Annotated in this window: 23 protein-coding genes and 1 pseudogene; 13 read left to right on the top strand and 11 right to left on the bottom strand. The window is 69.1% G+C overall.

The window, feature by feature from the left end; genetic code table 11:
- Positions 1–2 precede the first annotated feature (2 nt).
- Complete coding sequence (locus tag G6N19_RS18065) at positions 3–749, top strand: Clp protease N-terminal domain-containing protein (protein WP_013829344.1); 747 nt, start codon at positions 3–5, stop codon at positions 747–749.
- 86 nt (positions 750–835) lie between these two features.
- Complete coding sequence (locus G6N19_RS18060; protein WP_013829345.1) at positions 836–1,369, top strand: hypothetical protein; 534 nt, start codon at positions 836–838, stop codon at positions 1,367–1,369.
- Position 1,370: 1 nt separating this feature from the next.
- On the opposite strand, the gene zapE is transcribed toward G6N19_RS18060, so the two are convergent.
- Entirely contained in the window at positions 1,371–2,450 is a 1,080-nt protein-coding gene (gene zapE / locus G6N19_RS18055) for a cell division protein ZapE (RefSeq protein ID WP_081465528.1), read from the bottom strand.
- Between zapE and G6N19_RS18050 the strand changes: the two genes are divergently transcribed.
- From G6N19_RS18050 to msrB, 4 genes are read left to right on the top strand one after another with little or no spacing between them, the layout of a single operon-like run.
- Positions 2,449–3,234 (top strand): pyrimidine reductase family protein, encoded by a 786-nt coding sequence (locus tag G6N19_RS18050; protein WP_013829347.1) that lies wholly within the window; start codon positions 2,449–2,451, stop codon positions 3,232–3,234. The genes zapE and G6N19_RS18050 overlap by 2 nt on opposite strands.
- A 10-nt stretch (positions 3,235–3,244) precedes the next feature.
- Positions 3,245–4,801 carry an alpha/beta hydrolase gene (locus tag G6N19_RS18045; protein WP_013829348.1) on the top strand — a complete coding sequence of 519 codons (1,557 nt, stop codon included), beginning with the start codon at positions 3,245–3,247 and terminating at the stop codon, positions 4,799–4,801.
- Positions 4,802–4,811: 10 nt separating this feature from the next.
- Positions 4,812–6,122, top strand: coding sequence for an arabinofuranan 3-O-arabinosyltransferase (gene aftC / locus G6N19_RS18040; protein ID WP_193465390.1), 1,311 nt, complete (start codon positions 4,812–4,814; stop codon positions 6,120–6,122).
- Complete coding sequence (msrB, locus tag G6N19_RS18035; protein WP_041318124.1) at positions 6,119–6,526, top strand: peptide-methionine (R)-S-oxide reductase MsrB; 408 nt, start codon at positions 6,119–6,121, stop codon at positions 6,524–6,526. The genes aftC and msrB overlap by 4 nt, the downstream gene beginning before the upstream one ends.
- A 190-nt stretch (positions 6,527–6,716) precedes the next feature.
- Here msrB and G6N19_RS18030 read toward each other — a convergent pair.
- From G6N19_RS18030 to hemE, 4 genes and pseudogenes are all read right to left on the bottom strand, one after another.
- Positions 6,717–6,992: pseudogene (locus G6N19_RS18030) on the bottom strand (class I SAM-dependent methyltransferase); the annotation flags it as partial.
- On the bottom strand, positions 6,989–7,690 hold the full coding sequence (hemQ, locus tag G6N19_RS18025) for a hydrogen peroxide-dependent heme synthase (RefSeq protein ID WP_013829352.1): 702 nt from the start codon (positions 7,688–7,690) through the stop codon (positions 6,989–6,991). The gene hemQ and the pseudogene G6N19_RS18030, both read right to left, overlap by 4 nt.
- 29 nt (positions 7,691–7,719) lie before the next feature.
- Entirely contained in the window at positions 7,720–9,081 is a 1,362-nt protein-coding gene (locus tag G6N19_RS18020; protein WP_013829353.1) for a protoporphyrinogen oxidase, read from the bottom strand.
- A complete protein-coding gene (gene hemE, locus G6N19_RS18015) occupies positions 9,078–10,127 on the bottom strand; it encodes a uroporphyrinogen decarboxylase (RefSeq protein ID WP_013829354.1) in 1,050 nt (349 codons plus the stop codon). Before hemE ends, G6N19_RS18020 begins: the two co-directional genes overlap by 4 nt.
- Positions 10,128–10,407: 280 nt before the next feature.
- On the opposite strand from hemE, the gene G6N19_RS18010 reads away from it, so the two are divergent.
- The 3 genes from G6N19_RS18010 to G6N19_RS18000 all read left to right on the top strand — a co-directional run bounded on the left by G6N19_RS18010 (position 10,408) and on the right by G6N19_RS18000 (position 12,799).
- Positions 10,408–10,944 carry a DUF3000 domain-containing protein gene (locus G6N19_RS18010; protein WP_013829355.1) on the top strand — a complete coding sequence of 179 codons (537 nt, stop codon included), beginning with the start codon at positions 10,408–10,410 and terminating at the stop codon, positions 10,942–10,944.
- Position 10,945: 1 nt separating this feature from the next.
- The gene (locus tag G6N19_RS18005) at positions 10,946–12,208 is read left to right on the top strand and encodes a ribonuclease D (protein ID WP_013829356.1); all 1,263 of its coding nucleotides are present in this window, start codon (positions 10,946–10,948) and stop codon (positions 12,206–12,208) included.
- Between the two features lie 159 nt (positions 12,209–12,367).
- Positions 12,368–12,799 (top strand): PACE efflux transporter, encoded by a 432-nt coding sequence (locus tag G6N19_RS18000; RefSeq protein ID WP_013829357.1) that lies wholly within the window; start codon positions 12,368–12,370, stop codon positions 12,797–12,799.
- Here the strand turns inward: G6N19_RS18000 and dxs are convergent.
- Positions 12,780–14,693, bottom strand: coding sequence for a 1-deoxy-D-xylulose-5-phosphate synthase (gene dxs, locus G6N19_RS17995; RefSeq protein WP_013829358.1), 1,914 nt, complete (start codon positions 14,691–14,693; stop codon positions 12,780–12,782). The two genes, G6N19_RS18000 and dxs, sit on opposite strands and share 20 nt — an antisense overlap.
- A 47-nt stretch (positions 14,694–14,740) precedes the next feature.
- On the opposite strand from dxs, the gene G6N19_RS17990 reads away from it, so the two are divergent.
- Positions 14,741–15,184: a CBS domain-containing protein gene (locus G6N19_RS17990; protein ID WP_013829359.1), complete on the top strand. Its 444-nt coding sequence runs from the start codon at positions 14,741–14,743 to the stop codon at positions 15,182–15,184.
- Between the two features lie 57 nt (positions 15,185–15,241).
- Positions 15,242–16,531, top strand: coding sequence for an ArsB/NhaD family transporter (locus G6N19_RS17985; protein ID WP_193465388.1), 1,290 nt, complete (start codon positions 15,242–15,244; stop codon positions 16,529–16,531).
- A gap of 113 nt (positions 16,532–16,644) precedes the next feature.
- Here the strand turns inward: G6N19_RS17985 and G6N19_RS17980 are convergent, their stop codons facing one another.
- From G6N19_RS17980 to G6N19_RS17970, 3 genes are all read right to left on the bottom strand, one after another.
- Complete coding sequence (locus G6N19_RS17980) at positions 16,645–17,934, bottom strand: IS110 family RNA-guided transposase (protein WP_193465387.1); 1,290 nt, start codon at positions 17,932–17,934, stop codon at positions 16,645–16,647.
- Between the two features lie 314 nt (positions 17,935–18,248).
- Positions 18,249–19,421 (bottom strand): class I SAM-dependent RNA methyltransferase, encoded by a 1,173-nt coding sequence (locus G6N19_RS17975; RefSeq protein WP_193465386.1) that lies wholly within the window; start codon positions 19,419–19,421, stop codon positions 18,249–18,251.
- Positions 19,418–21,415 carry an APC family permease gene (locus G6N19_RS17970; protein WP_193465385.1) on the bottom strand — a complete coding sequence of 666 codons (1,998 nt, stop codon included), beginning with the start codon at positions 21,413–21,415 and terminating at the stop codon, positions 19,418–19,420. The genes G6N19_RS17975 and G6N19_RS17970 overlap by 4 nt, the downstream gene beginning before the upstream one ends.
- Before the next feature lie 102 nt (positions 21,416–21,517).
- Between G6N19_RS17970 and G6N19_RS17965 the strand changes: the two genes are divergently transcribed.
- Complete coding sequence (locus G6N19_RS17965) at positions 21,518–22,189, top strand: potassium channel family protein (RefSeq protein WP_081465529.1); 672 nt, start codon at positions 21,518–21,520, stop codon at positions 22,187–22,189.
- Positions 22,186–22,848: a potassium channel family protein gene (locus tag G6N19_RS17960; RefSeq protein WP_013829364.1), complete on the top strand. Its 663-nt coding sequence runs from the start codon at positions 22,186–22,188 to the stop codon at positions 22,846–22,848. Before G6N19_RS17965 ends, G6N19_RS17960 begins: the two co-directional genes overlap by 4 nt.
- Here the strand turns inward: G6N19_RS17960 and G6N19_RS17955 are convergent.
- A complete protein-coding gene (locus G6N19_RS17955) occupies positions 22,834–23,502 on the bottom strand; it encodes a DUF3159 domain-containing protein (RefSeq protein WP_041319939.1) in 669 nt (222 codons plus the stop codon). The genes G6N19_RS17960 and G6N19_RS17955 overlap by 15 nt on opposite strands.
- A gap of 29 nt (positions 23,503–23,531) precedes the next feature.
- Positions 23,532–23,903: an OB-fold nucleic acid binding domain-containing protein gene (locus G6N19_RS17950; RefSeq protein WP_013829366.1), complete on the bottom strand. Its 372-nt coding sequence runs from the start codon at positions 23,901–23,903 to the stop codon at positions 23,532–23,534.
- Positions 23,904–23,956 lie beyond the last annotated feature (53 nt).

The raw sequence follows: 23,956 nt of genomic DNA, 5'->3' as shown, positions 1-23,956 counted from the left end.
GCATGGTCGATCCGACTCGCCTCGCTCCGTCAGTTCGCCTCGACGACCTCATCAACGCCATCGCCAGGGTGCACGAAAACCCCCTGGAGCGGCTGACCGACGCGGTGCTGACAGCCGAGCATCTCGGTGAGGTCGCCGACCACCTGATCGGGCATTTCGTCGACCAGGCACGCCGCTCCGGCGCCTCGTGGACGGAGATCGGCAACTGCATGGGGGTCACCAAGCAGGCGGCGCAGAAGCGGTTCGTCCCGCGCGCTGAGGCGGCCGCCCTCGATGCCGAGCAGGGCTTCGCCCGCTTCACACCGCGGGCACGCAACGCGGTGGTGGCCGCCCAGAATGCCGCTCACGGCGCCCGCAACGCCGAGATCACCCCCGATCATCTGATCCTGGGCGTTCTGAACGATCCCGAAGCGCTGGCCACCGCCTTGCTCACCGCACAGCACATCGACCCGGCGGCCGTCGCGGCCACCGTCACCCTCCCCGCCGGCGACGCCGAGCCCCCAGCGTTGATCCCGTTCAGCGGCACGGCACGCAAGGCCTTGGAGCTCACCTTCCGCACCGCACTTCGACTCGGGCACAACTACATCGGCACCGAGCACCTGCTGCTGGCCCTGTTCGAAGTCGAAGACGGCACCGGACCGCTGCATCGTGCCGGGGTGAATCCGGAAAGGTTCGAGACCGACCTGGCGCAGGCCCTGGCCTCGATCACCGCAAACACCGCCGCCGGCGACGACGCCGCCCCGAACTGACCAATGCCTAGATCCGGCTGGCCAAGCTGCTGCACCCGCCACCGCGATATGCCATCATGCCCACAAGCAAACCGAAGAAGGACATGATGCATCGCTGGATTCTGGCCGTCGTCACCTCGCTAGTCACCACGTTGGCCCTGCTGGTGCCGGCGGCCGGGAACGCCACGCCCACCACGACCCCCGAAGCGCCGATCGGCCGACTCGGCGACACGCTGCGTATCCACTACCAGGATGAGGCCTTCGGCAAGATCATCGCGGATGTGACCCTGCACGACGTGGTGCCCAGCGAGATCCCGCCCGGCTGGGGCCAGAACGGGTCGCCGCGGTGGCGAGCCCAGGGCGGTCCGTGGCGGGCGAACCTCACGATTCACCCCATCTCGGTGCCCAACAGCTACATCATGGCGGCCTCGGTCACCTTCAGCGGTGTCACCCCCGGGGGCGACGCCTACGTGTCCAAGCACACCGATGACCCCACCGCGCTGGATGCGGTGCTGACCAACGCGCCGGAGGGCTCCACGGTCACCGGCGGGGTTTACTGGGATGTCTACCGCGGCTTGGTCACCCATGTGGTGATGCTCTCCCGCAACACCGGCCTGCGGCTGGCGCAGTGGAATCTGTGAGTCAGCCGGCGCTCAACGCCAGCAGCCGAGATGTGGCCCGCAAGTACTTCTTTCGGTAACCCCCGGCCAGCATCTCGGCGCTGAAGATGCCGTCCAGCTTCGCCCCGGCGGCCACCACCGGGATACCGGCGTCATAGAGCCGGTCGGTCAGCGCCACCAGTCGCAGCGCCACGTTCTGATCCTCGATGGGATGCGCACCGGTGAGGAAGACGCCCGTGACACCTTCGATCAGCGTCAGATACCGCGACGGGTGCATGGTGGCCAGGTGCGCGCACAGCGCGTCGAAGTCGTCGAGGGTCGAACCCGGTAGGGCGGCGGCGCGCTGCGCGACCTGCTGCACCGACGGCGGTTCAGGCGCCGGCGGCAGGTCCCGATGCCGGTAGTCCGGACCGTCGACCCGCACCGAGGTGAAAATACTTGCCAACGCGTTGATTTCACGCAGAAAATCCTGAACGGCGAAGCGCCCCTCGCCGAGTTGCTCGGGCAGCGTGTTCGACGTGGCGGCAACCGACACCCCGCGCGCCACCAGTTCCGACAGCAGCCGCGACACCAAGGTGGTGTTGCCCGGGTCGTCGAGTTCGAACTCGTCGATGCAGACCACCGTGTAGCCGCCGAGCAACTCGATGCATTCGGTGAACCCGAACACACCGGCAAGTTGGGTGAGTTCCATGAACGTCGCGAATGCCGTCCGATGCGGCTGTGCCCCGTGGGCGCTCTCGGCTACCTGGCGATAGACCGACGCCAGCAGGTGGGTTTTGCCGACCCCGAACCCGCCGTCGAGGTACAACCCGACACCCGGCAGCACCTCGCGCTTGCCGAGCAGCCTGCGCCGCCCGGCCCGTCGCTCCAGCGCTTGCGTGCAGAACGCGCTGCAGGCCGCCACGGCCGCCGCCTGGGTCGGTTCGGCCGGGTCCGGCCGGTAGCTGGCGAAGCTGGCCTCGGCGAACGTCGGCGGCGGCGTGAGCTGCGCGATCAACCGCTCCGGTGAGACGGCCGGATGCCGGTCCACCAGGCGATCGGTCGATTCGACGTCGGGATTGGGCACGCAGGAACTGTAGCCACATGGTGCAATCGTGGCCATGTCCGACCTCAGCGCAGAACCCGGTTTCACCCGGCTGGACTCGACCGAACCCGTCGACGACGCCGAACTGGCCCGGCTGTACGCCTACCCCGAGTCAGACGACGGCCCGCGCAGCTGGCTGCGGGCCAACTTCATCGGCAGCATCGACGGTGGCGCAACGATGGCCGGCAAGTCCGGCGGGTTGGGCAGCCCGGGCGATCGGGCCCTGTTCATGCTGCTGCGAGCGCTCGCCGACGTCGTGCTGGTCGGCGCGGGCACCGTCCGGGTCGAGAACTATGGCGGCGCCCGCCTCAACGTCACCGAGCGCCTGCGCCGCCGCGACCGCGGCCAGTCCGAGGTGCCCGGGCTGGCGATCGTGAGCCGGTCGGGGCAACTGGATCGGGACGCTCGCGTCTTCACCGACACCGAACTGCCCCCGCTGGTGCTGACCAGCGCGTCGGCGGCCGAGGCCACCCGGCGGCGACTCGACGGCCGCGCGGAGGTGCTGAACTGCTCAGCCGGCGACCGCGACCGGGTCGACGAGGCCGCGGTGCTGGCCGCGCTGGCCGGCCGCGGGCACCATCGGGTGCTCACCGAGGGCGGCCCGACCCTGCTGGGTTCGTTCGTGGAACGCGATCTGCTCGACGAACTGTGCCTGACCGTCGCGCCGTACCTGGTCGGAGGACTGGCCCGCCGCATCGCCACCGGCCCCGGCGAGGTGGCGACCCCGATGCGTTGTGCGCATCTGCTGGTCGACGAATCCGGCTACCTCTACGGCCGCTACGTCAAAAGCGCGCGCCTATAAGCTGGCCGGCATGCGTCGGCACTCCACGATCGCGATCGCACTCGCGACGGCCACCCTGCTAACCGGTTGCGCACCCGGACTGGCCGCCAACCCGCGCTTCGCCACCGACTCCGGCGCCGGCCCGCAGGGGCAACCCGAGTCCACCTCCGACAAGGCCGGGCCACCGCCTGTCGAGGTGCCCAAGAACGATCTGCCCTGGCATGACTGCACCGCCAGGGTGTTCGGTGACGCTGCGGTGCCCGCCACTCCCGGCGTGCGGTTGGATTGCGCCAGCTACGACGCCGACGTCGACCCGCTAGGCGGCGGCTCCTCGGCGATCAGCATCGGCGTGGTGCGCGCCCGGTCGGTGCAGACCCCGGCCGATGCCGGACCGGTCGTCTTCACCACCGGCTGGGACCTGCCGTCGTCACTGCAGCTACCGGTCTGGCTGGCACGTGGCGGCGCCGACGTGCTCAACGGCCATCCGATCGTCGCGGTGGACCGGCGCGGCACCGGGATGTCGAGCCCGGTGGACTGCCGCGAGCGCGGCCAGCGCGACGAAATGTGGAACCTGGCTCAGTTCACCCCCGGCGACGATCCGGTGGCCAATCTGGGCACCGTGGCGATGGCGGCGACCACCGACTGCACCGACTCCATCTCGCCGGGTGAATCCTCCTACGACAACACCCATGCCGCCACCGACCTGGAGCGGCTGCGCAGCATCTGGGACGTGCCGGCGCTGGCACTGCTGGGCATCGGCAACGGCGCCCAGGTCGCCCTGGCCTACGCCGGCTCGCATCCGGGCAAGGTGGCCCGGCTGGCACTGGACTCCCCCATCCCGCTCGGTGTGGCCGCCGAGGCTGCCGCCGAGCAGCGGGTCAAGGGCCAGCAGGCGGCCTTCGACGCGTTCGCCGCGCAGTGCGTCGCGGTGGGCTGCGCGCTGGCGCCGGACCCGAAAGGCGCTGTAGACGCGGTGCTGGACTCCGCCCGGTCCGGGCACGGCCCCGGCGGCGCCTCGGTGGCCGCGGTGACCCATGCCATCGTGACCGCGCTGGGCTACCCCACCGGTGATCGCGTCAACACCACCAATGAACTGGCCCGGGCGCTGGCCGCGGCCGGCGACGGCGACGTCAACCTGCTGAACAACCTGATCAACCGGGCGCAGGGCACCGTCGGCAGCGACGGCCACTTCATCAATTCCTGCGCCGACGCACTCAACCGGCCCACCCCGGACCGCGTCCGCGAACTGGTCGTCGCCTGGGGCAAGGAGTACCCGCAGTTCGGCGCCGTCGGCGCCCTCGACATGGCGCAGTGCCTGAGCTGGCCCACCAGCACCACCCCCGAGCAGCCCAAGGAACTCAAGATCGATGTGCTGCTGCTGGGCGTGCAGAATGACCCGATCGTCGGCGAGGACGGCGTGGCGGCCACCGCCGCGGCCGTCATCAACGCCGGCGCGGCCAGCAAGCGGGTGATGTGGCAGGGCATCGGGCACGGGGCGACGGTGTACTCGGCGTGCACCGTGCCTCCGTTGATCGGCTACCTCGACACCGGCGAGCTGCCCGAGACCGACGTCTACTGCCCGGCCTGACCCCGCTTCGGTGTACGGTGCGCTGGTGACGGCAGCCGACTCCCTTACGAACCGGGCGCGCACCGCCCTGCTGACAGCGTTTCGGCCACCCACCACGGCGCCGAGCACCGCGACCGTACTGCGGTCGGTGCTGTGGCCGGTGGCCATCATGTCACTCATTCACCGCGCGATAGTGCTGCCGCTCAACGGCAACATCACCGACGACTTCAAGCCGGTGTACCGGGCGGTGCTGAACTTCCGGCACGGCCTGGACATCTACAACGAGCACTTCGACTACGTCGACCCGCACTATCTCTACTCGCCCGGCGGCACGCTGCTGATGTCGCCGTTCGGCTATCTGTCGGAGACCTTGTCGCGCTACACCTTCATCACCACCAACACCGTCGCGATCCTGATCGCCGCCTACCTGCTGCTGCGGATGTTCGGCTTCGGGCTGACTTCGGTGGCGGCCCCCGCCCTGCTGGCGGCGATGTTTCTCACCGAAAGTATTTCCAGCACACTGGTGTTCACCAACATCAACGGCGTGATCCTGCTGGCCGAGGTGCTGTTCTTGCGTTGGCTGCTCGACGGCAGGCCCAGCCGGCAGTGGTGGGCCGGTGTCGCGATCGGGCTGACCCTGGTGGTCAAGCCGGTGCTGGCGCCGCTGCTGCTGCTGCCGCTGCTGAGCCGGCAGTGGCGGCCGTTCGTGGGCGCCGTCGCAGTGCCGGTGGCGTTCAACGCGGTCGCGTTCCCGCTGTCCAGCGATCCCACCAGCTACTTCACCCAGACGGTGCCCTACATCATGGGCACCCGCGACTACTTCAACTCCTCGATCCTGGGCAATGGCGTGTTCTTTGGCCTGCCACCGGGGCTGATCCTGTTCCTGCGCGTGTTGTTCACCGTGATCGCGGCGGTCAGCCTGTGGCTGCTGTATCGCTACTACCGCACCCGCGACCCGCGGTTCTGGATGCTGACCTCCTCCGGTGTGCTGCTTACCGCGTCCTTCCTGGTGCTGTCATTGGGCCAGGGCTACTACTCGATCGTGCTGTTCCCGTTCCTGATGACGGTGGTGCTGCCGAACTCGGTGCTGCGCAACTGGCCGGCGTGGCTGGGGGTCTACGGGTTCATGACGTTGGACAAGTGGCTGATCTTCCGGTGGATGAATGTCGGACGCCCGCTGGACTACCTCAAGATCACCTACGGCTGGTCACTGTTGCTGATCGTGGTGTGCGCGGTGCTGTGCTACCGTTACCTCGACGCCCGTGAACAAGACCGCCTGGATGACGGGATCGATCCGGCATGGCTGGCGAACGGGCACCAGCGGGCTAGCGTGGAGGCATGAGTTCTCCCAAGGTGTCCCTCACCGACGACGAGTGGCGGGCGAAGCTGACCCCCGAAGAGTTCGCGGTGCTGCGTCGCGCCGGCACCGAACCGCCGAACACCGGCGAATACACCGACACCACCACCGAAGGTGTCTACGAGTGCCGGGCGTGCGGTGCCGAACTGTTCCGCAGCACAGCGAAATTCCATTCGCACTGCGGCTGGCCGTCGTTCTTCGATCCGGCCGATTCCGAGGCGGTGATCCTGCGCTCGGATGACTCGCTGGGGATGCGGCGCACCGAGGTGTTGTGCGCGTCCTGCCACAGCCACCTGGGGCATGTGTTCGAAGGCGAGGGCTACCCCACGCCCACCGACCAGCGCTACTGCATAAATTCCATCTGCCTCCGGCTGGTCCCGGGCCCCTGAGCGCCGAGGCTGTTGTTACCGCGAGCCCCTCTCGCACTTTTCCGCGCTAACGACAGGCTCGGCGAGTGCTAAAGCTGCTCCACCCGGGTGGCGTGGACTTCCCAGAACGGGGCGTGCGCCAGCTGGCCGTCCAGCAGCGGTTCGATGACCGCCAGCCGCTGTGCGATCTCCCGGATCCGGGGCGGCGCAGCCGGGCGTTGGCGCGGGCCCCTTCGATCGCCGTCTCCGACACGTCGACTCCGGTCGCCGCGAAGCCGTGTTCGGCGAAGTGGACGGCATGGTGGCCCGGGCCGGTCCCCGGGTCGAGAACCGCACCTTTGATCGCGCCCAGCGCGACCAGCCGCCGCACCACCGGCTGGGCGCCACCGATGTCCCACGGTGTGGCGGCGGGCAATCCCGCCGCGGCGCGATAGATCTCCTCGAAGCGTTCGGCGTCGCCGGCTGACGGGCCGGATGCGCCGGTCACGGCAGGGCGGCCACCAACTGCTCGACGTCGACCCGGGGACCGGTGAAGAAGGGGGTCTCCTCGCGGGCGTGCAGCCGAGCCTCGGTGTTGCGCAGGTCGCGCATCAGGTCGACGATCAGGTCGAGTTCGGGCGCCTCGAACGCCAGGATCCACTCGTAGTCGCCGAGCGCGAATGCCGGCACGGTGTTGGCGCGAACGTCCTTGTAGGGCCGTGCCGCCATGCCGTGCTCCGCCAGCATCCGGCGGCGGTCCTCCTCGGGCAGCACATACCACTCGTGCGAACGCACGAACGGGTAGACGCAGATGTAAGCGCCGGCCGGCTCACCGGCGATGAACGCCGGGACGTGACTCTTGTTGAACTCGGCGGGCCGGTGCAACCCCACGTTGCTCCACACCGGCGTGCAGGCCCGGCCCAGCGCGGTGCGCCGGAAGCCGGCGTAGGTGGCCTGCAGGTCCTCCACCCGCTCGGCGTGCGACCAGATCATGAAGTCCGCATCAGCGCGCAGGCCGGCCACGTCGTAGACGCCGCGGATCACCACGCCGCGCTCCTCCTGCTGTTTCAGGAAGGTGGCGGCCTGGTCGGCGACCTCGTCACGGCTGGCGGATCCCTCGTCGAGGGCCCCGGAACGAACCGAGAACACCGAGAACATCACGTAGCGGATGGTGGAATTCAGCTTGTCGTAATCGAGGTGCGCCATGCCCCACATGTTGCCACGACACGCCGCCGCTAGGGGGCCGGGGTGGCACTGATCACTGCCGCCACCGCGCGATCGGCCGCCGCGATGCAGGCCGGCACACCGATCCCGTCGAGATAGTTGCCCGCGACCGCCACCGTCGGCGGCAGTCCGGCGCGCAGTTCGCCGACCAAGGCCGCGTGCCCGGGACGGTACTGCGGCATCGCCGCAGGCCAGCGCTGCACCCGGACCTCCACCGGGTCCACCATGACCCCGAACAGGGTCTCCAGATCCTGCACGGCCCACCCCACCAACTCAGCCTCGGTGGCATGGGTGCGGGCGTCGCCGAACCGGCCGAACGACAGCCGCAGCAGTTCGACCTTGCCGCCATAGCCCCAGTTCCCCCACTTGCGTGAGGTCAGTGTGAGCGCCTTGGCGTGCAGCCGCTCCCCGGTCGCGACCAGCACCCCGGAGTTGTCCGGGAACGCCGCGCCGGCGGGCACCGCCAGCGCCACCACCACCGACGACGCGCTGACGATGCCGCTGGCCGCCGCCGCGGTGCGGGGCGCGAATCCGGTTGCCAGCCGGGCCAGCGTGTTGGCCGGCACGGCCATCACCACCCGGTCGGCATGGTGGAAGCCGCCGGCGGCATCCCGCAACAGCCAGCCGTCGGCCACCGGGTCGATCTGCGTTACCGCCGCCTGCACCCAGCGCAGCCCGCTGCGGCGCACCAGCGCGTCGATCAGCACCTGATAGCCACCGGCGATGGCGCCGAACACCGGCGTGCCGGTAGCTCTCGGCAGCGCCCGTGCCACCGCCGCGGTGAGGCTGGGCGCGCCGGCGTCCAGCGCGGCGGCCAGGCCGGGCACCGCCGAGCGCAGCCCGACCGTCGCCGCCGACCCGGCATACACCCCGCCGATCAGCGGATCCACCGAGGCGGCCACCACCTGCTCGCCGAACCGGTCGCCGACCAGGGTCCCCAGTGCCGGGTCGCTGCCCGGCTCGAAGGTCAGCCGGCGGTTGGGTTCGCCGGCGATGCGGGCGATGGTCTCCTCGTCCACCAGACCGGCCATCGCCCCCGGCGACGACGGGATCCCGCTGAGCGTGCCCGGCGGCAGCGGATGCAGCCGCCGACGGTTGTACAGCAGCGGGCGGACCCCGGTGGTGGTGCGCTCCCGATCGGCCAGCCCCAGCTCGGACAGCAGGGCGGGCACCTCGGGGCGGCGAGCCACGAACGCTTCGGCCCCCACGTCCACGCCGATACCGCCCAGGGTCTCGGTGCGCAGCACCCCGCCGAGCCGGTCGGCCGGGTCGAAGACGGTGATGGTCGGTGCGGCACCGAGTGTGGCGCGCAGCCGGTACGCGGCGGCCAGACCGGAAATCCCGCCTCCGACGACGCAGTACGTCGAGGTCACAACGAGTGGACCAGCGCCACCAGGTCGGTGAGCACGCCGGGATCAGATTCCGGCAGCACGCCGTGCCCGAGGTTGAACACATGCCCGGACGCGCCGGCGGCCACCGCGGCGCGACCGTCCGCGACGACGGCACGGGCCGCCCGCTCCGCCACCGGCCAGCCCGCCAGCACCACCGCCGGGTCCAGATTGCCCTGCAGGGCGACGCCGGTACCGACCCGGGCGGCGGCATCCGTCAGCCGGGTCCGCCAGTCGACTCCGACCACGGTGGCACCGGCTTCGGCCATGGCGCCCAACAGCTCGGCGGTCTGCACCCCGAAGTGCGTCATCGGCACGCCGGCGTCGGCCAGCGCGGCGAACACCCGGGCGCTGTGCGGCAACACGTATTTGCGGTAGTCGGCCAGGCTCAACGTGCCCGCCCAGGAGTCGAACAGCTGGATGGCGTCCACACCGTGGTCGAGCTGCACCGTGAGGAATGCGATGGTCAGGTCGGTGAGCCTGGTCATCAGCTGATGCCAAGTGTCCGGTTCGGCCAGCATCATCGTCTTGGTCCGGGCGTGAGTCCGGCTGGGCCCGCCCTCGACCAGGTAGGACGCCAGCGTGAACGGCGCTCCGGCGAAACCGATCAATGGCACGTCGCCCAGCGCGTCCACCAGCAGCGACACCGCCTCGGCGACGGCCGTCACGCGCTGCGGTTCCAGCGGCCGCAGGGCAGCGACATCGGCCGCGCTGCGCAGCGGCTCGGCGATCACCGGCCCGACGTCGGGCACGATGTCCAGATCCACCCCGGCCCCGCGCAGCGGCACCACGATGTCGGAGAACAAGATCGCCGCGTCCACCCCGTGGCGGCGCACCGGCTGCAGCGTGATCTCGCAGACCAGTTCAGGGTCGAAGCAGGCTTCCAGCATGCGGTGCTGGGCGCGCAACACGCGGTATTCCGGCAGCGACCGGCCGGCCTGCCGCATGAACCAGACCGGCACCCGGGCGGGTTGCCGACCGGCAGCGGCGGCCAGGTAGGGCGAATCGGGCAGTTCTCGACGGGCACTCATCGGCCTCAATGCTGCCACGACCGGTTACGGCGCGGGAACGGCCCGTGATTCATGCGTTGCGGCGGTCCCGGCTTCCCCTCGCCGAACCGCCGGTGATTCGGCGCGCCTTTCTGCGCCGGCCCGCGTCGGGGGTTAGCGTGAGATTCGGCGACCCGCGTCGCGGCGGTGCGCAACAGCACCCGGGGGCCGGCCGCTGGCGGCGCGGGGCAGAGCGATCAGTTAAGGAGCGGCACCCGTGACATCAGCCGAGCCTGCCCCCTTCCGCGAAGCGGTGGCAACCATGCACGCCGCAACGGTCCGGTCCGAGATCGAGTTAGGCCCGATCCGGCCGCCTCAGCGGCTGGCGCCCTACAGCTATGCGCTGGGTGCCGAGGTCAAACATCCCGAAGCCGATTTCGTCCCACAGGACTCCGACGGCGATGCGTTCGGCCGGCTGATCCTGCTCTACGACCCGGACGGCACCGACGCCTGGGACGGCACCATGCGCCTGGTGGCGTTCATCCAGGCTGATCTGGACCCGCAGGAGGCGATCGACCCGCTCCTGCCCGAAGTCGCCTGGAGTTGGCTGGTCGAAGCGCTGGGCTCCCGAACCGAACACATGACCGCGCTGGGCGGGACCGTCACCGCGACCACATCGGTGCGCTACGGCGACATCTCCGGCCCGCCCCGCGGACACCAGTTGGAGCTGCGAGCGTCCTGGACCGCCACCACTCCGGAGCTGGGCACGCATGTCCAGGCGTTCTGCGAGGTCCTCGAACACGCCGCAGGCCTGCCGCCGGTCGGGATCACCGACCTGAGCTCGCGAACCCGCGTCTGAGATGACCGGACAGACCACCGAACCGGCCACTGAAGAGCCCGAACCGACGCCGCTGCCGCATCCCGCCGACGGCGTACCGGAGGTGTCAGTCACCACCCGGCAGATCGGCGCCGCCGCCGAGAAGCTGGCCGGCGGCCACGGCCCGTTCGCGGTGGACGCCGAACGGGCGTCGGGCTTCCGCTACTCCAACCGCGCCTACCTGATCCAGATCCGGCGCGCCGGTGCCGGCACCGTGCTGATCGACCCGGTCGGGGCGGGCTCGGATCCGGCGGCCCTGCTGCGCCCGGTCGCCGAGGTGCTCGACGACGACGAGTGGATTCTGCACGCCGCCGACCAGGATCTGGCCTGCCTGGCCGAGGTCGGTATGTGGCCGAAGGCGCTCTATGACACCGAACTGGCCGGGCGGCTGGCCGGCTTCGACCGGGTCAACCTGGCGGCGATGGTGCAGCGGCTGTTGGGGCTGGGCCTGGCCAAGGGCCACGGCGCCGCCGACTGGTCGAAGCGTCCGCTGCCCGCCGAGTGGCTCAACTACGCGGCGCTGGACGTCGAGGTCCTCATCGAACTGCGCGAGGCCATCGCCGAGGTGCTGTCCGGCCAGGGTAAAAGTGATTGGGCGGCACAGGAATTCAGTCATCTGCGGAGCACCGACTTCATCACGTCGACGCGCCGGGACCGCTGGCGGCGCACCTCGGGTATCCACAAGGTGCGCGACCGGCGCGGGCTGGCCGCCGTTCGTGAACTGTGGACGGTGCGCGACCGGATCGCCGAGCGCCGCGATATCGCGCCCGGGCGCATCCTGCCCGACGCGGCGATCATCGCCGCAGCCGTCGCCGATCCCACCACCGTCGACGAGTTGCTCGCCCTGCCGGTATTCGGCGGACCCAAGCAGCGCCGCAGCGCGGCGACCTGGCTGGCCGCGCTGGCTGCCGCTCGCGACAACCCGGAACCGCCGGACTCCGCCGAACCCCCGAGCGGCCCACCGCCGCCCTCGCGCTGGTCGCGGCGCAAACCCGAGGCGGCCGCGCGACTGGAAGCGGCCCGCGGCGCGCTCGGGCAACTGTCCGAGCAGGTGAGCGTGCCGACCGAGAACCTGCTCTCCCCCGACCTGCTGCGCCGACTGTGCTGGGACTGGAGTGCGGCGACACCGGACCCCGCGGTCGCGATCGAGGAGTTCCTCAACACCGGCGGCGCCCGGCCCTGGCAGCGGCAGTTGACGGTGCCGCTGCTCGCCCAAGCCCTCGGCGCTACGGTCGCCGGCGGCTAGCGCAGCCGGCTTGCTGCGCCCGCCGGCACGGTCCACGTGTTGCTAGACTGCTGGATACGCCAGCCGTATTCGTTGATCGGCCAGCGCTTCTCACGCCACGACCACCATGGACGCGAACCGTCGAGGACTTCCCATGGTCGATTTTCCTTGGAGCACCTCGTGTCACCAGTTGTTCGCCGGGTCAGCTACGTCATCAGCTACGAGATCGTGGCCATCGTGCTCACCGCCCTGGGTCTTGTCCTCCTGGGATTCGGCGGCGGCAGTTCCGGTGTCATGGCCGTGACGGCATCGACCGTCGCGGTGCTGTGGAACTACATCTGGAACACCGTGTTCGAGGCGTGGGAGCGGCGGCAGCGCTCCCCGGCCCGCACGCTGCGGCGCCGGGTGGCGCACGCCATCGGTTTCGAAGGCGGACTGGTCGTGTTCTTGTTGCCGATAGTCGCCTGGATCTTGCACGTCTCGCTGCCGCAGGCGTTCGCTCTGGAGGCCGGCCTGCTGGTGTTCTTCCTGATCTACACCTTCGTGTTCACCTGGGTGTTCGACAAGGTGTGGCCGCCCATCGGGGCGCGCCCTAATCCAGCCGCTCGCTGACCTCTTCGACGCAGTTGCTACTGCTCATCGCCGCCACCCAACCGGTGATCTGGCGGGCCACGTCCTGGGCGGTCAGGCCCACCTCGGCCAGCAGCTCACCGCGGGAGGCGTGGTCGTAGAAGCGTTGCGGCAGGCCGACGTCGCGGCAGGGCACGTCGATCTCGGCGTGCCGCAGCGCCGCCGACACCGCCGAGCCGACACCACCGGCGACGCCGTTGTCCTCGCAGGTGACCACCAGCTTGTGGGCGCCGGCCATCTCGATGACCACCGCGGGAACCGGCAGCACCCAGCGGGGATCGACCACCGTCACGCCGATGCCCTGGTTGTGCAGCCGGTCGGCCACCGCCAGCGCCATGGGCGCGAACGCGCCGACCGCGACCAGCAGCACGTCGGCGGGCAGCCCGTCGGCCGGCAGCGCCAGCAGATCCACCCCGGACCGTCGCTGGATCGCCGGGATATCTTCGCCCACATCCCCTTTCGGGAACCGAACCGCGCTGGGGCCGTCATGGATGTCCAGCGCCTCACCGAGTTCCTCGCGCAGCCGGACACCGTCGCGCGGTGCGGCCACCCGCATACCCGGAACGATGCCCAAGATCGACAGATCCCACATGCCGTTGTGGCTGGCGCCGTCGGGACCGGTGATCCCGGCTCGGTCGAGCACCACGGTGACCGGCAGCTTATGCAGCGCGACATCCATCATCAACTGGTCGAAGGCGCGGTTGAGGAAGGTCGAATAGACCGCCACCACCGGGTGCAGGCCGCCCATCGCCAGCCCGGCCGCCGAGGTGAGCGCATGCTGTTCGGCGATCCCGACGTCGAACATGCGGTCCGGGAACCGCTGGCCGAACGGGGTCAGCCCGGTGGGGCCGGGCATGGCGGCGGTGATCGCGACGACGTCGCGGCGCTTGGCACCGTACTCGATGAGCGCGTCGGAGAACACCGCCGTCCAGCCGCGGCCGGCAGTCTCGGTCGCAGACCCGGTCAGCGGGTCGATCACGCCGCAGGCATGCATCTGCTCGGCCTCGTCATCCTCGGCCGGCCGGTAGCCCTTGCCCTTGCGGGTCACCACGTGCACGATCACCGGCGCGCCGAAGCCCCGCGCGCGGCGCAGCGCGGACTCCACCGCGGCCTCGTCGTGCCCGTCGATCGGGCCCAGGTATTTCAGGCCCAGGTCGGTGAAGAGCGCCTGCGGGGCCAGCGCGTCCTTGAGGCCCGCCTTGAAGCTGTGGATCACCTGGTAGCCGATCTCGCCGACAACCGGCACCCCGCGCACCGCGGCGCGGCCGCGCTCGAGCAGCCGTTCGTAGGCGGGCTGCAGCCGCAACGCGGCCAGGTGGTCGGCGAAACCGCCGATAGTGGGCGCGTAGCTGCGGCCGTTGTCGTTGACCACGATCACCACCGGCCGGTTACCGGCGGCGATGTTGTTCAACGCCTCCCAGCACATGCCGCCGGTCAGGGCGCCGTCGCCGACGACGGCCACCACGTGCCGGTTGCGGTGGCCGGTCAGCTCGAAGGCCTTGGCCAGTCCGTCGGCATAGGACAGCGCCGCGCTGGCGTGGCTGGACTCCACCCAGTCGTGCTCGCTCTCGGCGCGCGACGGGTACCCCGACAGCCCGCCCTTGCGGCGCAGGCTGTGAAAGTCCGGGCTGCGGCCGGTGAGCATCTTGTGCACGTAGGCCTGGTGGCCGGTGTCGAAGATGATCGGGTCGTGCGGGGAGTCGAAGACCCGGTGCAGCGCCAGCGTCAGCTCCACCACACCCAGATTGGGGCCCAGGTGTCCCCCGGTCGCAGCGACCTTATGGATCAGGAACTCCCGGATCTCCGCCGCCAGAGCGGTCAACTGCGCCTGCGAGAGGTGCTGCAGATCGGCGGGGCCGCGGATCCCTTCAAGCATCCGGCTAGTCTACGCATGGCGACGGGCACCCCCCGTATGGTCGTCCTATGCGCGCCGAGGAGATCGCTGAGGAATTCCCGGTGGTGGCCATCGACTCCGACGCCGTCGACGCGGCCCGGTTACTGGCCGAGCACCGGCTGCCCGGCATCGTCGTCGTCGACGCGGCCGGCCAGCCGCACGCGGTGCTGCCGGCTTCCCAGGTGGTGCGTTTCATCGTGCCGGGCTACGTCCAGGACGACCCGTCGCTGGCCGGAGTGCTCAGCGAGAGCGCGGCCGATCGTGCCGCCGAGAAGCTGCGCGGCAAGGCGGTGCGCGACGTGCTGCCCGAGCACCTGCCCGAACTGCCGACCGCCGGCGCCACCCACACCCTTATCGAAGTCGCCTCCACCATGGCCCGGCTGCGCAGCCCGCTGATCGCCGTCGTCAAGGACGGTAAACTGCTCGGCGTGATCACCGCGTCGCGGTTGCTGGCCGCAGCCCTCAAAGTCTGATCGGGTGACCCGCGACGACGACGATGCAGCGCGCAGCGATGCTGAGGAGCGGCGCTGATGATGCTGCTCGCGGTCGCGGTCTTCGTGATCGCCTATGGGTTCATCGCCGCCGACCGGGTCAACAAGACCCTGGTGGCGCTGACCGGGGCGGCCGCGGTGGTCATCCTGCCGGTCATCTCCTCCGATGACATCTTCTACTCCCGCAGAACCGGCATCGACTGGGACGTCATCTTCCTGTTGCTGGGCATGATGATCATCGTCAGCGTGCTGCGCCAGACCGGCGTCTTCGAGTACGTCGCGATCTGGTCGGCCAAGCGGGCCCAGGGTTCCCCGCTGCGCATCATGATCCTGCTGGTGTTGGTGACGGCCGTTGCATCAGCGCTGCTGGACAACGTCACCACGGTGTTGCTGATCGCACCGGTCACCCTGCTGGTCTGCGACCGGCTGGAGATCAACGCGGCGCCGTTTCTGATGGCCGAGGTGTTCGCGTCGAATATCGGCGGCGCCGCCACCCTCGTCGGCGACCCTCCCAACATCATCATCGCCAGCCGCGCGGGGCTGTCGTTCAATGCCTTTCTCGCGCACATGGCGCCGATCGTCGCCATCGTCCTGGTCGCCTTCATCGCGCTGCTGCCGCGGCTGTTTCCGGGATCGTTCACTGTTGACCCCGACCGAGTCGCCGACATGATGGCGCTCGAGGAGCGCGAGGCGATCCAGGACCGCCGCCTGCTGATCAAGTGCGGCGTGGTCCTAGCCGGGGTGTTCGCCGGGTTCATCGGACACTCCGCGCTGAACCTGGAGCCTTCCGTGGTGGCGCTGCTCGGTGCCGGGGTGCTGATTGTGATCTCCAAGATGGAGCGCTCGGACTACCTGTCCGGCGTCGAGTGGGAGACCCTGCTGTTCTTCGCCGGCCTGTTCGTGATGGTGGGCGCCCTGGTGGACACCGGGGCGATCGCCGCCCTGGCCAAGGGCGCCACCGAGCTCACCGGCGGCAACGCCTTGTTGACCACAATGGGGATCCTGGGGGTGTCCGCGCCGGTGTCCGGCATCATCGACAACATCCCCTACGTGGCAACCATGACCCCGATCGTGGCCGAACTGAGCACCACGCTGCCCAACGACCTGCACCCGGATGCGCTGTGGTGGGCGCTGGCGCTCGGCGCCGACTTCGGCGGGAACCTGACCGCGGTCGGAGCCAGCGCCAATGTGGTGATGCTCGGCATCGCCCGCCGCGCCGGAAACCCGATCACGTTCTGGGAGTTCACCCGCAAGGGCATCGTGGTCACCGCGGTCTCGGTGGCGCTTGCGGCGCCGTACCTGTGGTTGCGCTACTTCGTGCTCGGTTGATTCTTCCGGCGCGAACAGACGTGAAAGCCCCCAAAATGACCAGAATTTAGGGGTTTTCGCGTCTCACTCGAAAATGAGGTGACCCCCAGCAGGTGAGTTGCTGCCCCCGGATGTTAGGCGATGTCGGTGAGGGGTTCCAGGGTCACGCTGTAGCCGAGGGATTCGAGCTGTTTGATGGCTTTGGCTTTGGTCTTCGCGGGCTGGTGTCGGGTGTAGTAGTCGAGGCCGGGGTCATGGTAGAAAGCACCGTTGAGCAGCATGTTGTAGGCGTCGGTGAGCATCTTGTGCTCGATGGCTACCAGGGCGATCATGCCGGATGGTGAACCGCTGGTGCGGTCAGCGTTCCTGCGTTTTTGTGGTGATCGTCGCCTGCCGGCGATGCGGCGGTAGCGGGCACTGTAATAGGTGTTTTTACTGCGGGCCGCCGACAGGGCTGCCACGCCCAGGGCGGCCTTGAGGTGACGGTTACCGGGCCGGGTGGTAGTCGATTTGACCCGACCCGCTGATTCGTTGCAGCCCGGAACCACACCGGCCCACGATGCCAGGTGTCCGGCGGTGGGGAACACGCTCATGTCCGCGCCGGTTTCGGCGATGAACACATCGGCGACGATCCGCGAAAAACCGGGGATGCTCATCAGCAACTCCCGGGCGTACTGAAAGGGCTTGACCACCTCCTCGATGCGTTCATCGAGGCGGTCAATGCCAGCGCTGTGGGCGTCGATGCGATCCAGGTACAGCCGGGCCATGAACGCGTGGTGATCGCTGAACCGGCCATGCAGCGCCTCGGTGAGGGTGGGGATCTTTTCCCGCAGCCGTTGTCTGGCCAGATCGGCCAACACTGCCGGGTCGCGTTGACCGGCGATGAGCGCTTCGAGCATCGCCCGCCCGGAGACCCCGACAATGTTGGAGGCCACCGCCGACAGTTTGATCCCGGAGTCTTCGAGCAGCTTCTCCAGTCGCTGGATCTCCTTGGTACGAGCGCGGGTAATGACCGTGCGCGTGCGGGTCAGATCCCGCAGTACCCGAATCGGCTCCGGTGGCACGAACGACGCCCGCACCAGCCCGTGCGCGCCCAGATCGGCCAGCCACATCGCGTCGGAGACATCGGTCTTGCGGCCGGGCACGTTACGCACCGACTTGGCGTTGACCAAAATCACCTCCAGCCCGTCTTCGAGCAGGTAGTAGAACGGCTTCCAATAAACTGACGTGGATTCGATCACCACACAGCTGACCTGCTCGGCGATCAGATGCTCACGCAACGCCAAGATCTCACTGGTGGTCGAACCCCACCTACTCACCGTCGTCGACGTGCCACGCCGGCCCCGGCCTTGGACACGGATGCAGGCCTTGGCGTCTTTCTTAGAGACATCAAGGCCGGCGCACCGCGAATGAATCACTTCCATGGCTGATCAACTCCTTCACCGGAGAATTGTTGGCAACCAACGTGTTCCGGGAAGAGCGAAACAAAAACAGGAGTCTCACTCGCGTGCTCACAGGCAACAATCCACGGCCCCCGCACAAGCACGGGGTGCCCTTCAGTCCCAAGCTGCTCGGCGTGCTCACCAGCAACACAGACGCAACGGGGTCAACCGAAACACCCCTTAAGCGTCACCCCACCGACCTGCAGCGCAACCACTCCACCAGGCGAAACGGACCCACGAATTTTCATCCCCCACGGTGGGGCGCAGCCCCCCGATAGCTGCTCGCGGGGAGCGGCTCAAGCTCGCGTCAGCAGCGCCACGCACTCCACATGGTGGGTGAGCGGGAACGCGTCGAACACCCGGATCTGCTCGACGGCGTACCCGTGATCGCGATACAGCCCGATATCGCGGGCGAACGCCGCGACCTCGCAACCGATGTGCACCAGCCGCGGCACCTTCGCGGCCGCCAGCGCCTCGATCACCTCACGGCCGGCGCCGGCGCGCGGCGGGTCCAGCACCGCGACGTCGGCAGCCCTCGGCTGTGCGGCCAGCGCCCGGCGCACCGAGTCGGTGCGCACCGACACCTGCGGCAGATCGACGAGTGCGGCCCGGGCGGCGGCCGTCGCGGCCCGTGAGGTGTCGATGCTGACCACCTCGCCGGAGGTCCCCACTCCGTCAGCCAGTGCCGCAGCGAAGATCCCGGCCCCGCCGTAGAGGTCCCAGGCGGTCATGCCCGCCTCCGGCTGCGCCCAGTCGGAGATCAGCGCACTGTAGAGGGCGGCCGCCCGGCGATGCGCCTGCCAGAACGCCGTCACCGGGATCCGCCAGCGTCGGCGGCCGACCCACTGGGTGGCGTGATAGTCGCCCTCGAGGACCTGCGGACGGTGGTTGCGGCTGGTGCTCACCACATGCCGGACCCCGTCGTCGTCGGTCACCACGTGCAGCTGATCGCCCGGTCGCCAAGTCTGCTCGGCCAGCCCCTTGGTCATCCCGGCGGGCAATTGGCCGCACCGCAGATCGGTGACCAGCTTGTCGCTGTGATATCGGTGAAATCCGGCCCGTCCGTCGGCGCCGACCTCCAGCCGAACCCGGCTGCGCCAGCCGGTCGGGCCGTCCTCACCCAGCGGTTCGGCCTCGCCGTGCCAGTCGTAGCCGCCGAGCCGGCCCAACTGGTTGGCGACCACCTCCGCTTTGAGCGCCCGCGCCGCGGCAGGCTCGGCGAACGCCAGGTCGCAGCAGCCGGCGCCGTCGACGCCGGCGATCGGACACAGTGAGGCGATCCGCCCGTCCGCCGCTTCGAGCACCTCCACGCATTCGGCGTGCCAGTACGAGCCGCGCTCGGCGGTGATGCGGGCCCGCACCCGTTCGCCGGGCAGCGCGTAGCGCACGAATACCACCCGACCGTCATGGCGGGCCACACAACTGCCCCCGTTGGCCGGTGGGCCCACGTCCAGGATCAGTTCGGTCACTCCGTGAAGCCTCTCCGGGTGTCGCCGGGGGCGTGATGCGGCGCCAACTCCTTGCGGCGCTCCGAGGAGTTCAGCTGCCAGGGCACCGAGGTCACCATCACCTGCGGCATGAACAGCAGCCTGGTCTTGAGCCGCAACGCGCTCTGGTTGTGCAGCACCTGCTCCCACCAGTGGCCCACCACGTATTCGGGGATGTAGACGGTCACCACGGTGCGCGGCGACTCCTTGCTGAGCCGTCTGACGTACTCGAGCACCGGCCGGGTGACCTCCCGGTACGGCGACGCGATCACCTTGAGCGGCACGGTGATATCGCTGTCCTCCCATTCGCGGACCAGGGCCCGGGTCTCAGTGTCGTCGACATTGACGGTGATCGCCTCCAGAGTGTCCGGGCGGGTGGCCCGCGCGTAGGCCAGCGCACGGCGGGTCGGCAGGTGCAGCTTGGAGACCAGGACCAGGGCGTGGTTGCGGCTGGGCAACACCGCCTGGTCTTCGAGGGCGGCGGACTGCGCCGCCAGCTCCTCGCTGACGGCATCGTAGTGGCGGCGGATCAGTTTCATCATGGCGAACAGCACCGACATGGCGACGATCGCGATCCAGGCGCCGGCCAGGAACTTGGTGGCGATCACAATGAGAAGCACGGTCCCGGTGGCGACGAACCCGATGGTGTTGACCACCCGAGAACGCACCATCTTGGCGCGGGCCGCACGATCGGTTTCGGTGCGCAGCAATCGGTTCCAGTGCCGGACCATGCCGATCTGACTCAAGGTGAAGGAGACGAACACCCCGACGATGTAGAGCTGGATCAGTGCAGTCACCTCGGCCCCGAACGCCACGATGAAGGCGATGGCCACGACCGCCAGGAACACGATGCCGTTGGAGAAGGCCAGCCGGTCACCACGGGTGTGCAGCTGACGCGGCAGATACCGGTCCTGGGCCAGGATCGATCCCAGCACCGGGAAACCGTTGAACGCGGTGTTGGCGGCCAGCGCCAGGATTAGCGCGGTCACGCCGGCGATGATCCACAGACCGGGCGGAAAGCCGCGAAACACCGTCTCGGCCAACTGCGCCAGCAGCGTCTTCTGGTCGTAGTCCGCCGGCGCCCCGATCAGCTGTTCGTGCGGCCGCGCGGCGATTTTCACACCGGTCTGGCGGGCCAGCACGATGATGCCCATCATCAGCGTCACCGCGATCACGCCCAGCATCAGCAAGGTGGTGGCGGCGTTGCGCGACTTCGGCTTGCGAAACGCCGGCACGCCGTTGCTGATCGCCTCCACCCCGGTCAGCGCCGCACACCCCGACGAGAACGACTTCGCCACCAGGAACACCAGGGCCAGCCCGACCATCTCGCCCTGGGTGGAGTGGATCTTGAACGAGGCCGAGTCGGCCTGAAGCTGGTGACCCAGCACGAAGATCTGGAACAGCCCCCAGCCCAGCATCGCGAAGACCCCGATCATGAACGCATAGGTCGGGAAGGCGAACGCGGTGCCCGATTCCCGGATGCCGCGCAGATTGGCCGCCGCCACCACGACGACGGTACCCACCGCGAACGCCACCTTGTGGTCGGCGATGTAGGGTATCGCCGAGCCGATGTTGGCGACCCCCGAGGAGATCGAAACAGCAACGGTCAGAACATAATCCACCATCAATGCACTCGCGACGGTCAGGCCCGCGGTGCCGCCCAGGTTGGTGGTGACCACCTCGTAGTCACCGCCGCCGGAGGGGTAGGCGTGCACGTTCTGACGGTAGGAGGCCACCACGGTGATGAACACGAACGCCACCGCCAGGCCGACCCACGGTGTCATCCGGTAGGCCGCGATGCCCGCCACCGACAGCACCAAGAAGACCTCTTCGGGCCCGTAGGCCACCGAGGACAGCGCGTCGGAGGCGAACACGGGCAACGCGACACGCTTGGGCAACAGGGTGTGACTGAGCCGATCGCTGCGGAACGGCCGGCCCAGCACCAGCCGGCGAGCAGCGGTGGAAATCTTCGACACGAGAGCCAAGGGTAAGCCAGGCCGGCGCTGGCGGTAGCGTTCACCGAATACGGGCACGACTGCAGTCGAAACCAGCCGAAACCAGCCGAAAGGACCGTGCACGTGCGGGTAGTTGTCATGGGATGCGGCCGGGTGGGCGCCTCGGTTGCCGACGGACTGTCCCGGATCGGCCATGAGGTCGCCATCATCGACCGCGACACCACCGCGTTCAACCGGCTCAGCCCGGAGTTCAACGGCGAACGGGTGCTGGGCATGGGCTTCGACCGCGACGTGCTGCTGCGCGCCGGCATCGAGGAGGCCGGCGCGTTCGCGGCGGTCTCGTCGGGTGACAACTCCAACATCATCGCCGCGCGGCTGGCCCGCGAGACGTTCGGCGTGGCGCGGGTGGTCGCCCGGATCTACGACGCCAAGCGGGCCGCCGTCTACGAGCGGCTTGGGATTCCGACCATCGCCACCGTGCCCTGGACCACCGACCGGCTGCTCGACGCGCTGACCCGGGAGAGCGAGACGACCAAATGGCGTGACCCGACCGGCACCGTCGCGGTGGCCGAGGTGGTGCTGCACGAGGACTGGATCGGCCGCCCGGTCACCGACCTGGAAGCGGCCGTCGGTGCGCGGGTGGCGTTCCTGATCCGGTTCGGCACCGGCATCCTGCCCGAGCCCAAGACCGTCATTCAGGCCAGCGATCAGGTGTACATCGTCGCGGTGTCGGGCCGCGTCGCCGAGGCGATCGCGATCGCGGCGCTGCCGCCGAGCGAGGACCTGGACAAATGAAGGTCGCGGTGGCCGGAGCCGGGGCTGTCGGCCGGTCGATCGCACGGGAGCTGCTCGACAGCGAGCATCAGGTGACGTTGATCGAGCGCAATCCGGAGCACATCGACGTCGAGGACATCGCCGAGGCACAGTGGCATCTCGGTGACGCCTGCGAGTTGAGTCTGTTGGAATCGGTGCACCTGGAGGACTTCGACGTCGTCATCGCCGCCACCGGAGACGACAAGGCCAATGTGGTGCTGTCGCTACTGGCCAAGACCGAATTCGCCGTTCCCCGGGTGGTGGCCCGGGTGAACGATCCCCGCAACGAATGGCTGTTCACCGATGCCTGGGGCGTGGACGTGGCGGTTTCCACGCCGCGGATGTTGGCCTCGCTGGTCGAGGAGGCCGTCGCGGTCGGGGATCTGGTGCGGCTCATGGAGTTCCGCAAGAGCGACACCAACCTGCTGGAGATCACGCTGCCCGACGACACCCCCTGGGGCGGCAAGCCGGTGCGCAAGTTGACGCTGCCCCGCGACGCCGCACTGGTGACGATCCTGCGGGGCACCCGGGTGATCGTGCCGCAGGACGACGAGCCGCTGGAAGGCGGCGACGAGTTGCTGTTCGTCGCGTCCACCGGCGTCGAGGACGCGCTGCGCGAGCTGCTGCTACCGGCGCCCTGACCGGGGCCCGCGGTCGTCTGCCGGGTGCGAGACCGGCTGCTCGTCCAGTGCCCGCTGCACGTATTTGACCGCCAGATAGGTCACCACCGCCGCCAGCGCGGTTAGCGGCCAGCCCATGGCGATGCGGGCCACCCCCAACCACCCGGTCTGGTCGGCGTCGTAGAGCAGCCGCTGCACCGCGAAGCGGGAACCGAAGACCAGCACCCAGGTCAGGGTCGCGACGTCGTAGGCGTAGACCGCCGCCCGCACCCCGCGCCAGGCCCGGCTCTGCCCGCTGGCCCAGCTCCAGATGTAGCCGACCGCCGGTCGCCGGATCAGGATGGATCCGGCGAAGACCAGCGCCCATGCCAGCGACGTCCAGATGCCGAGCAGGAAATAACCTTTTGAGTCGCCCATCAGGTAGGCGATCAGGGCACAGACCGCCACCCCGAAGAACCCCGATACGGCCGGCTGGGTGGATTCCCGGCGGATGAGCCGCCAGGCCAGCACTGCCGCGGCCACCGTCAGCGCCGCCACCACGGCGGCTCGCAGCCCGAAGAGACTGGAGGTCGGCACGAACACCACGATCGGCAGCGACGAGTAGATCAGGCCGGACACTCCGCCGATCTGGTCCAGCAGTCGCTGCGGCCCTTGGGCGCCGAACTCGCCGGTCATCGTCACGCCGGCCTGACGGTCTCCGGCCGTCACTGCTGGATTTCGTAGTGGGGGTTGTAGATGGCCTTGCAGCCGCTGTCGAGCTTTCCGAGCCGGCCGTGCACCCGCAGCGTGCGGCCCGAGTTGATTCCGGGAATGCGGCGCTGCCCCAGCCACACCAGTGTCACGGTGTCGGTGCCGTCGAACAGCTCGGCGCGGACCCCGCCCACACAGCCCTTGGCGTTGGCCTCCACGCTGCGCAGCACCCCGACCATGGTGACCTCTTGACCGCGTTCGCAGTCGATGGCGCGCTGCGCGCCGGTGTTGAGCGCCTCGTCGGACAGTTCCTCGACATCACGCAGCTCGGGGTCTTCGGTCAGTCTCCGAGTCAGCCGGCGCAGATAGCCTTTGGGCGCAGCCATTGCACTCTCCCTCAGTTGTGTGCGCACGCTAGGGTAGACCTGTTGATTACCTA

This window comes from Mycobacterium novum, assembly GCF_010726505.1.
GTDB classification, from domain to species: Bacteria; Actinomycetota; Actinomycetes; order Mycobacteriales; family Mycobacteriaceae; genus Mycobacterium; species Mycobacterium algericum.
This window is presented reverse-complemented; position numbering and strand designations above follow the sequence as displayed.

Bases quoted from the DNA above. Each gene is read 5' to 3' on its own strand.
- dxs (WP_013829358.1), bottom strand. From the start codon at position 14,693: ATGCTTGAAGGGATCCGCGGCCCCGCCGATCTGCAGCACCTCTCGCAG.
- hemQ (WP_013829352.1), bottom strand. From the start codon at position 7,690: ATGGCGCACCTCGATTACGACAAGCTGAATTCCACCATCCGCTACGTG.
- G6N19_RS18005 (WP_013829356.1), top strand. From the start codon at position 10,946: ATGACCGGACAGACCACCGAACCGGCCACTGAAGAGCCCGAACCGACG.
- G6N19_RS18010 (WP_013829355.1), top strand. From the start codon at position 10,408: ATGCACGCCGCAACGGTCCGGTCCGAGATCGAGTTAGGCCCGATCCGG.
- G6N19_RS17950 (WP_013829366.1), bottom strand. From the start codon at position 23,903: ATGGCTGCGCCCAAAGGCTATCTGCGCCGGCTGACTCGGAGACTGACC.
- G6N19_RS18060 (WP_013829345.1), top strand. From the start codon at position 836: ATGCATCGCTGGATTCTGGCCGTCGTCACCTCGCTAGTCACCACGTTG.
- G6N19_RS17980 (WP_193465387.1), bottom strand. From the start codon at position 17,934: ATGGAAGTGATTCATTCGCGGTGCGCCGGCCTTGATGTCTCTAAGAAA.
- G6N19_RS17960 (WP_013829364.1), top strand. From the start codon at position 22,186: ATGAAGGTCGCGGTGGCCGGAGCCGGGGCTGTCGGCCGGTCGATCGCA.
- G6N19_RS17990 (WP_013829359.1), top strand. From the start codon at position 14,741: ATGCGCGCCGAGGAGATCGCTGAGGAATTCCCGGTGGTGGCCATCGAC.
- G6N19_RS18065 (WP_013829344.1), top strand. From the start codon at position 3: ATGGTCGATCCGACTCGCCTCGCTCCGTCAGTTCGCCTCGACGACCTC.
- G6N19_RS17985 (WP_193465388.1), top strand. From the start codon at position 15,242: ATGATGCTGCTCGCGGTCGCGGTCTTCGTGATCGCCTATGGGTTCATC.
- G6N19_RS18045 (WP_013829348.1), top strand. From the start codon at position 3,245: ATGCGTCGGCACTCCACGATCGCGATCGCACTCGCGACGGCCACCCTG.
- zapE (WP_081465528.1), bottom strand. From the start codon at position 2,450: ATGGCCACGATTGCACCATGTGGCTACAGTTCCTGCGTGCCCAATCCC.
- hemE (WP_013829354.1), bottom strand. From the start codon at position 10,127: ATGAGTGCCCGTCGAGAACTGCCCGATTCGCCCTACCTGGCCGCCGCT.
- G6N19_RS18050 (WP_013829347.1), top strand. From the start codon at position 2,449: ATGTCCGACCTCAGCGCAGAACCCGGTTTCACCCGGCTGGACTCGACC.
- G6N19_RS17955 (WP_041319939.1), bottom strand. From the start codon at position 23,502: ATGACCGGCGAGTTCGGCGCCCAAGGGCCGCAGCGACTGCTGGACCAG.
- msrB (WP_041318124.1), top strand. From the start codon at position 6,119: ATGAGTTCTCCCAAGGTGTCCCTCACCGACGACGAGTGGCGGGCGAAG.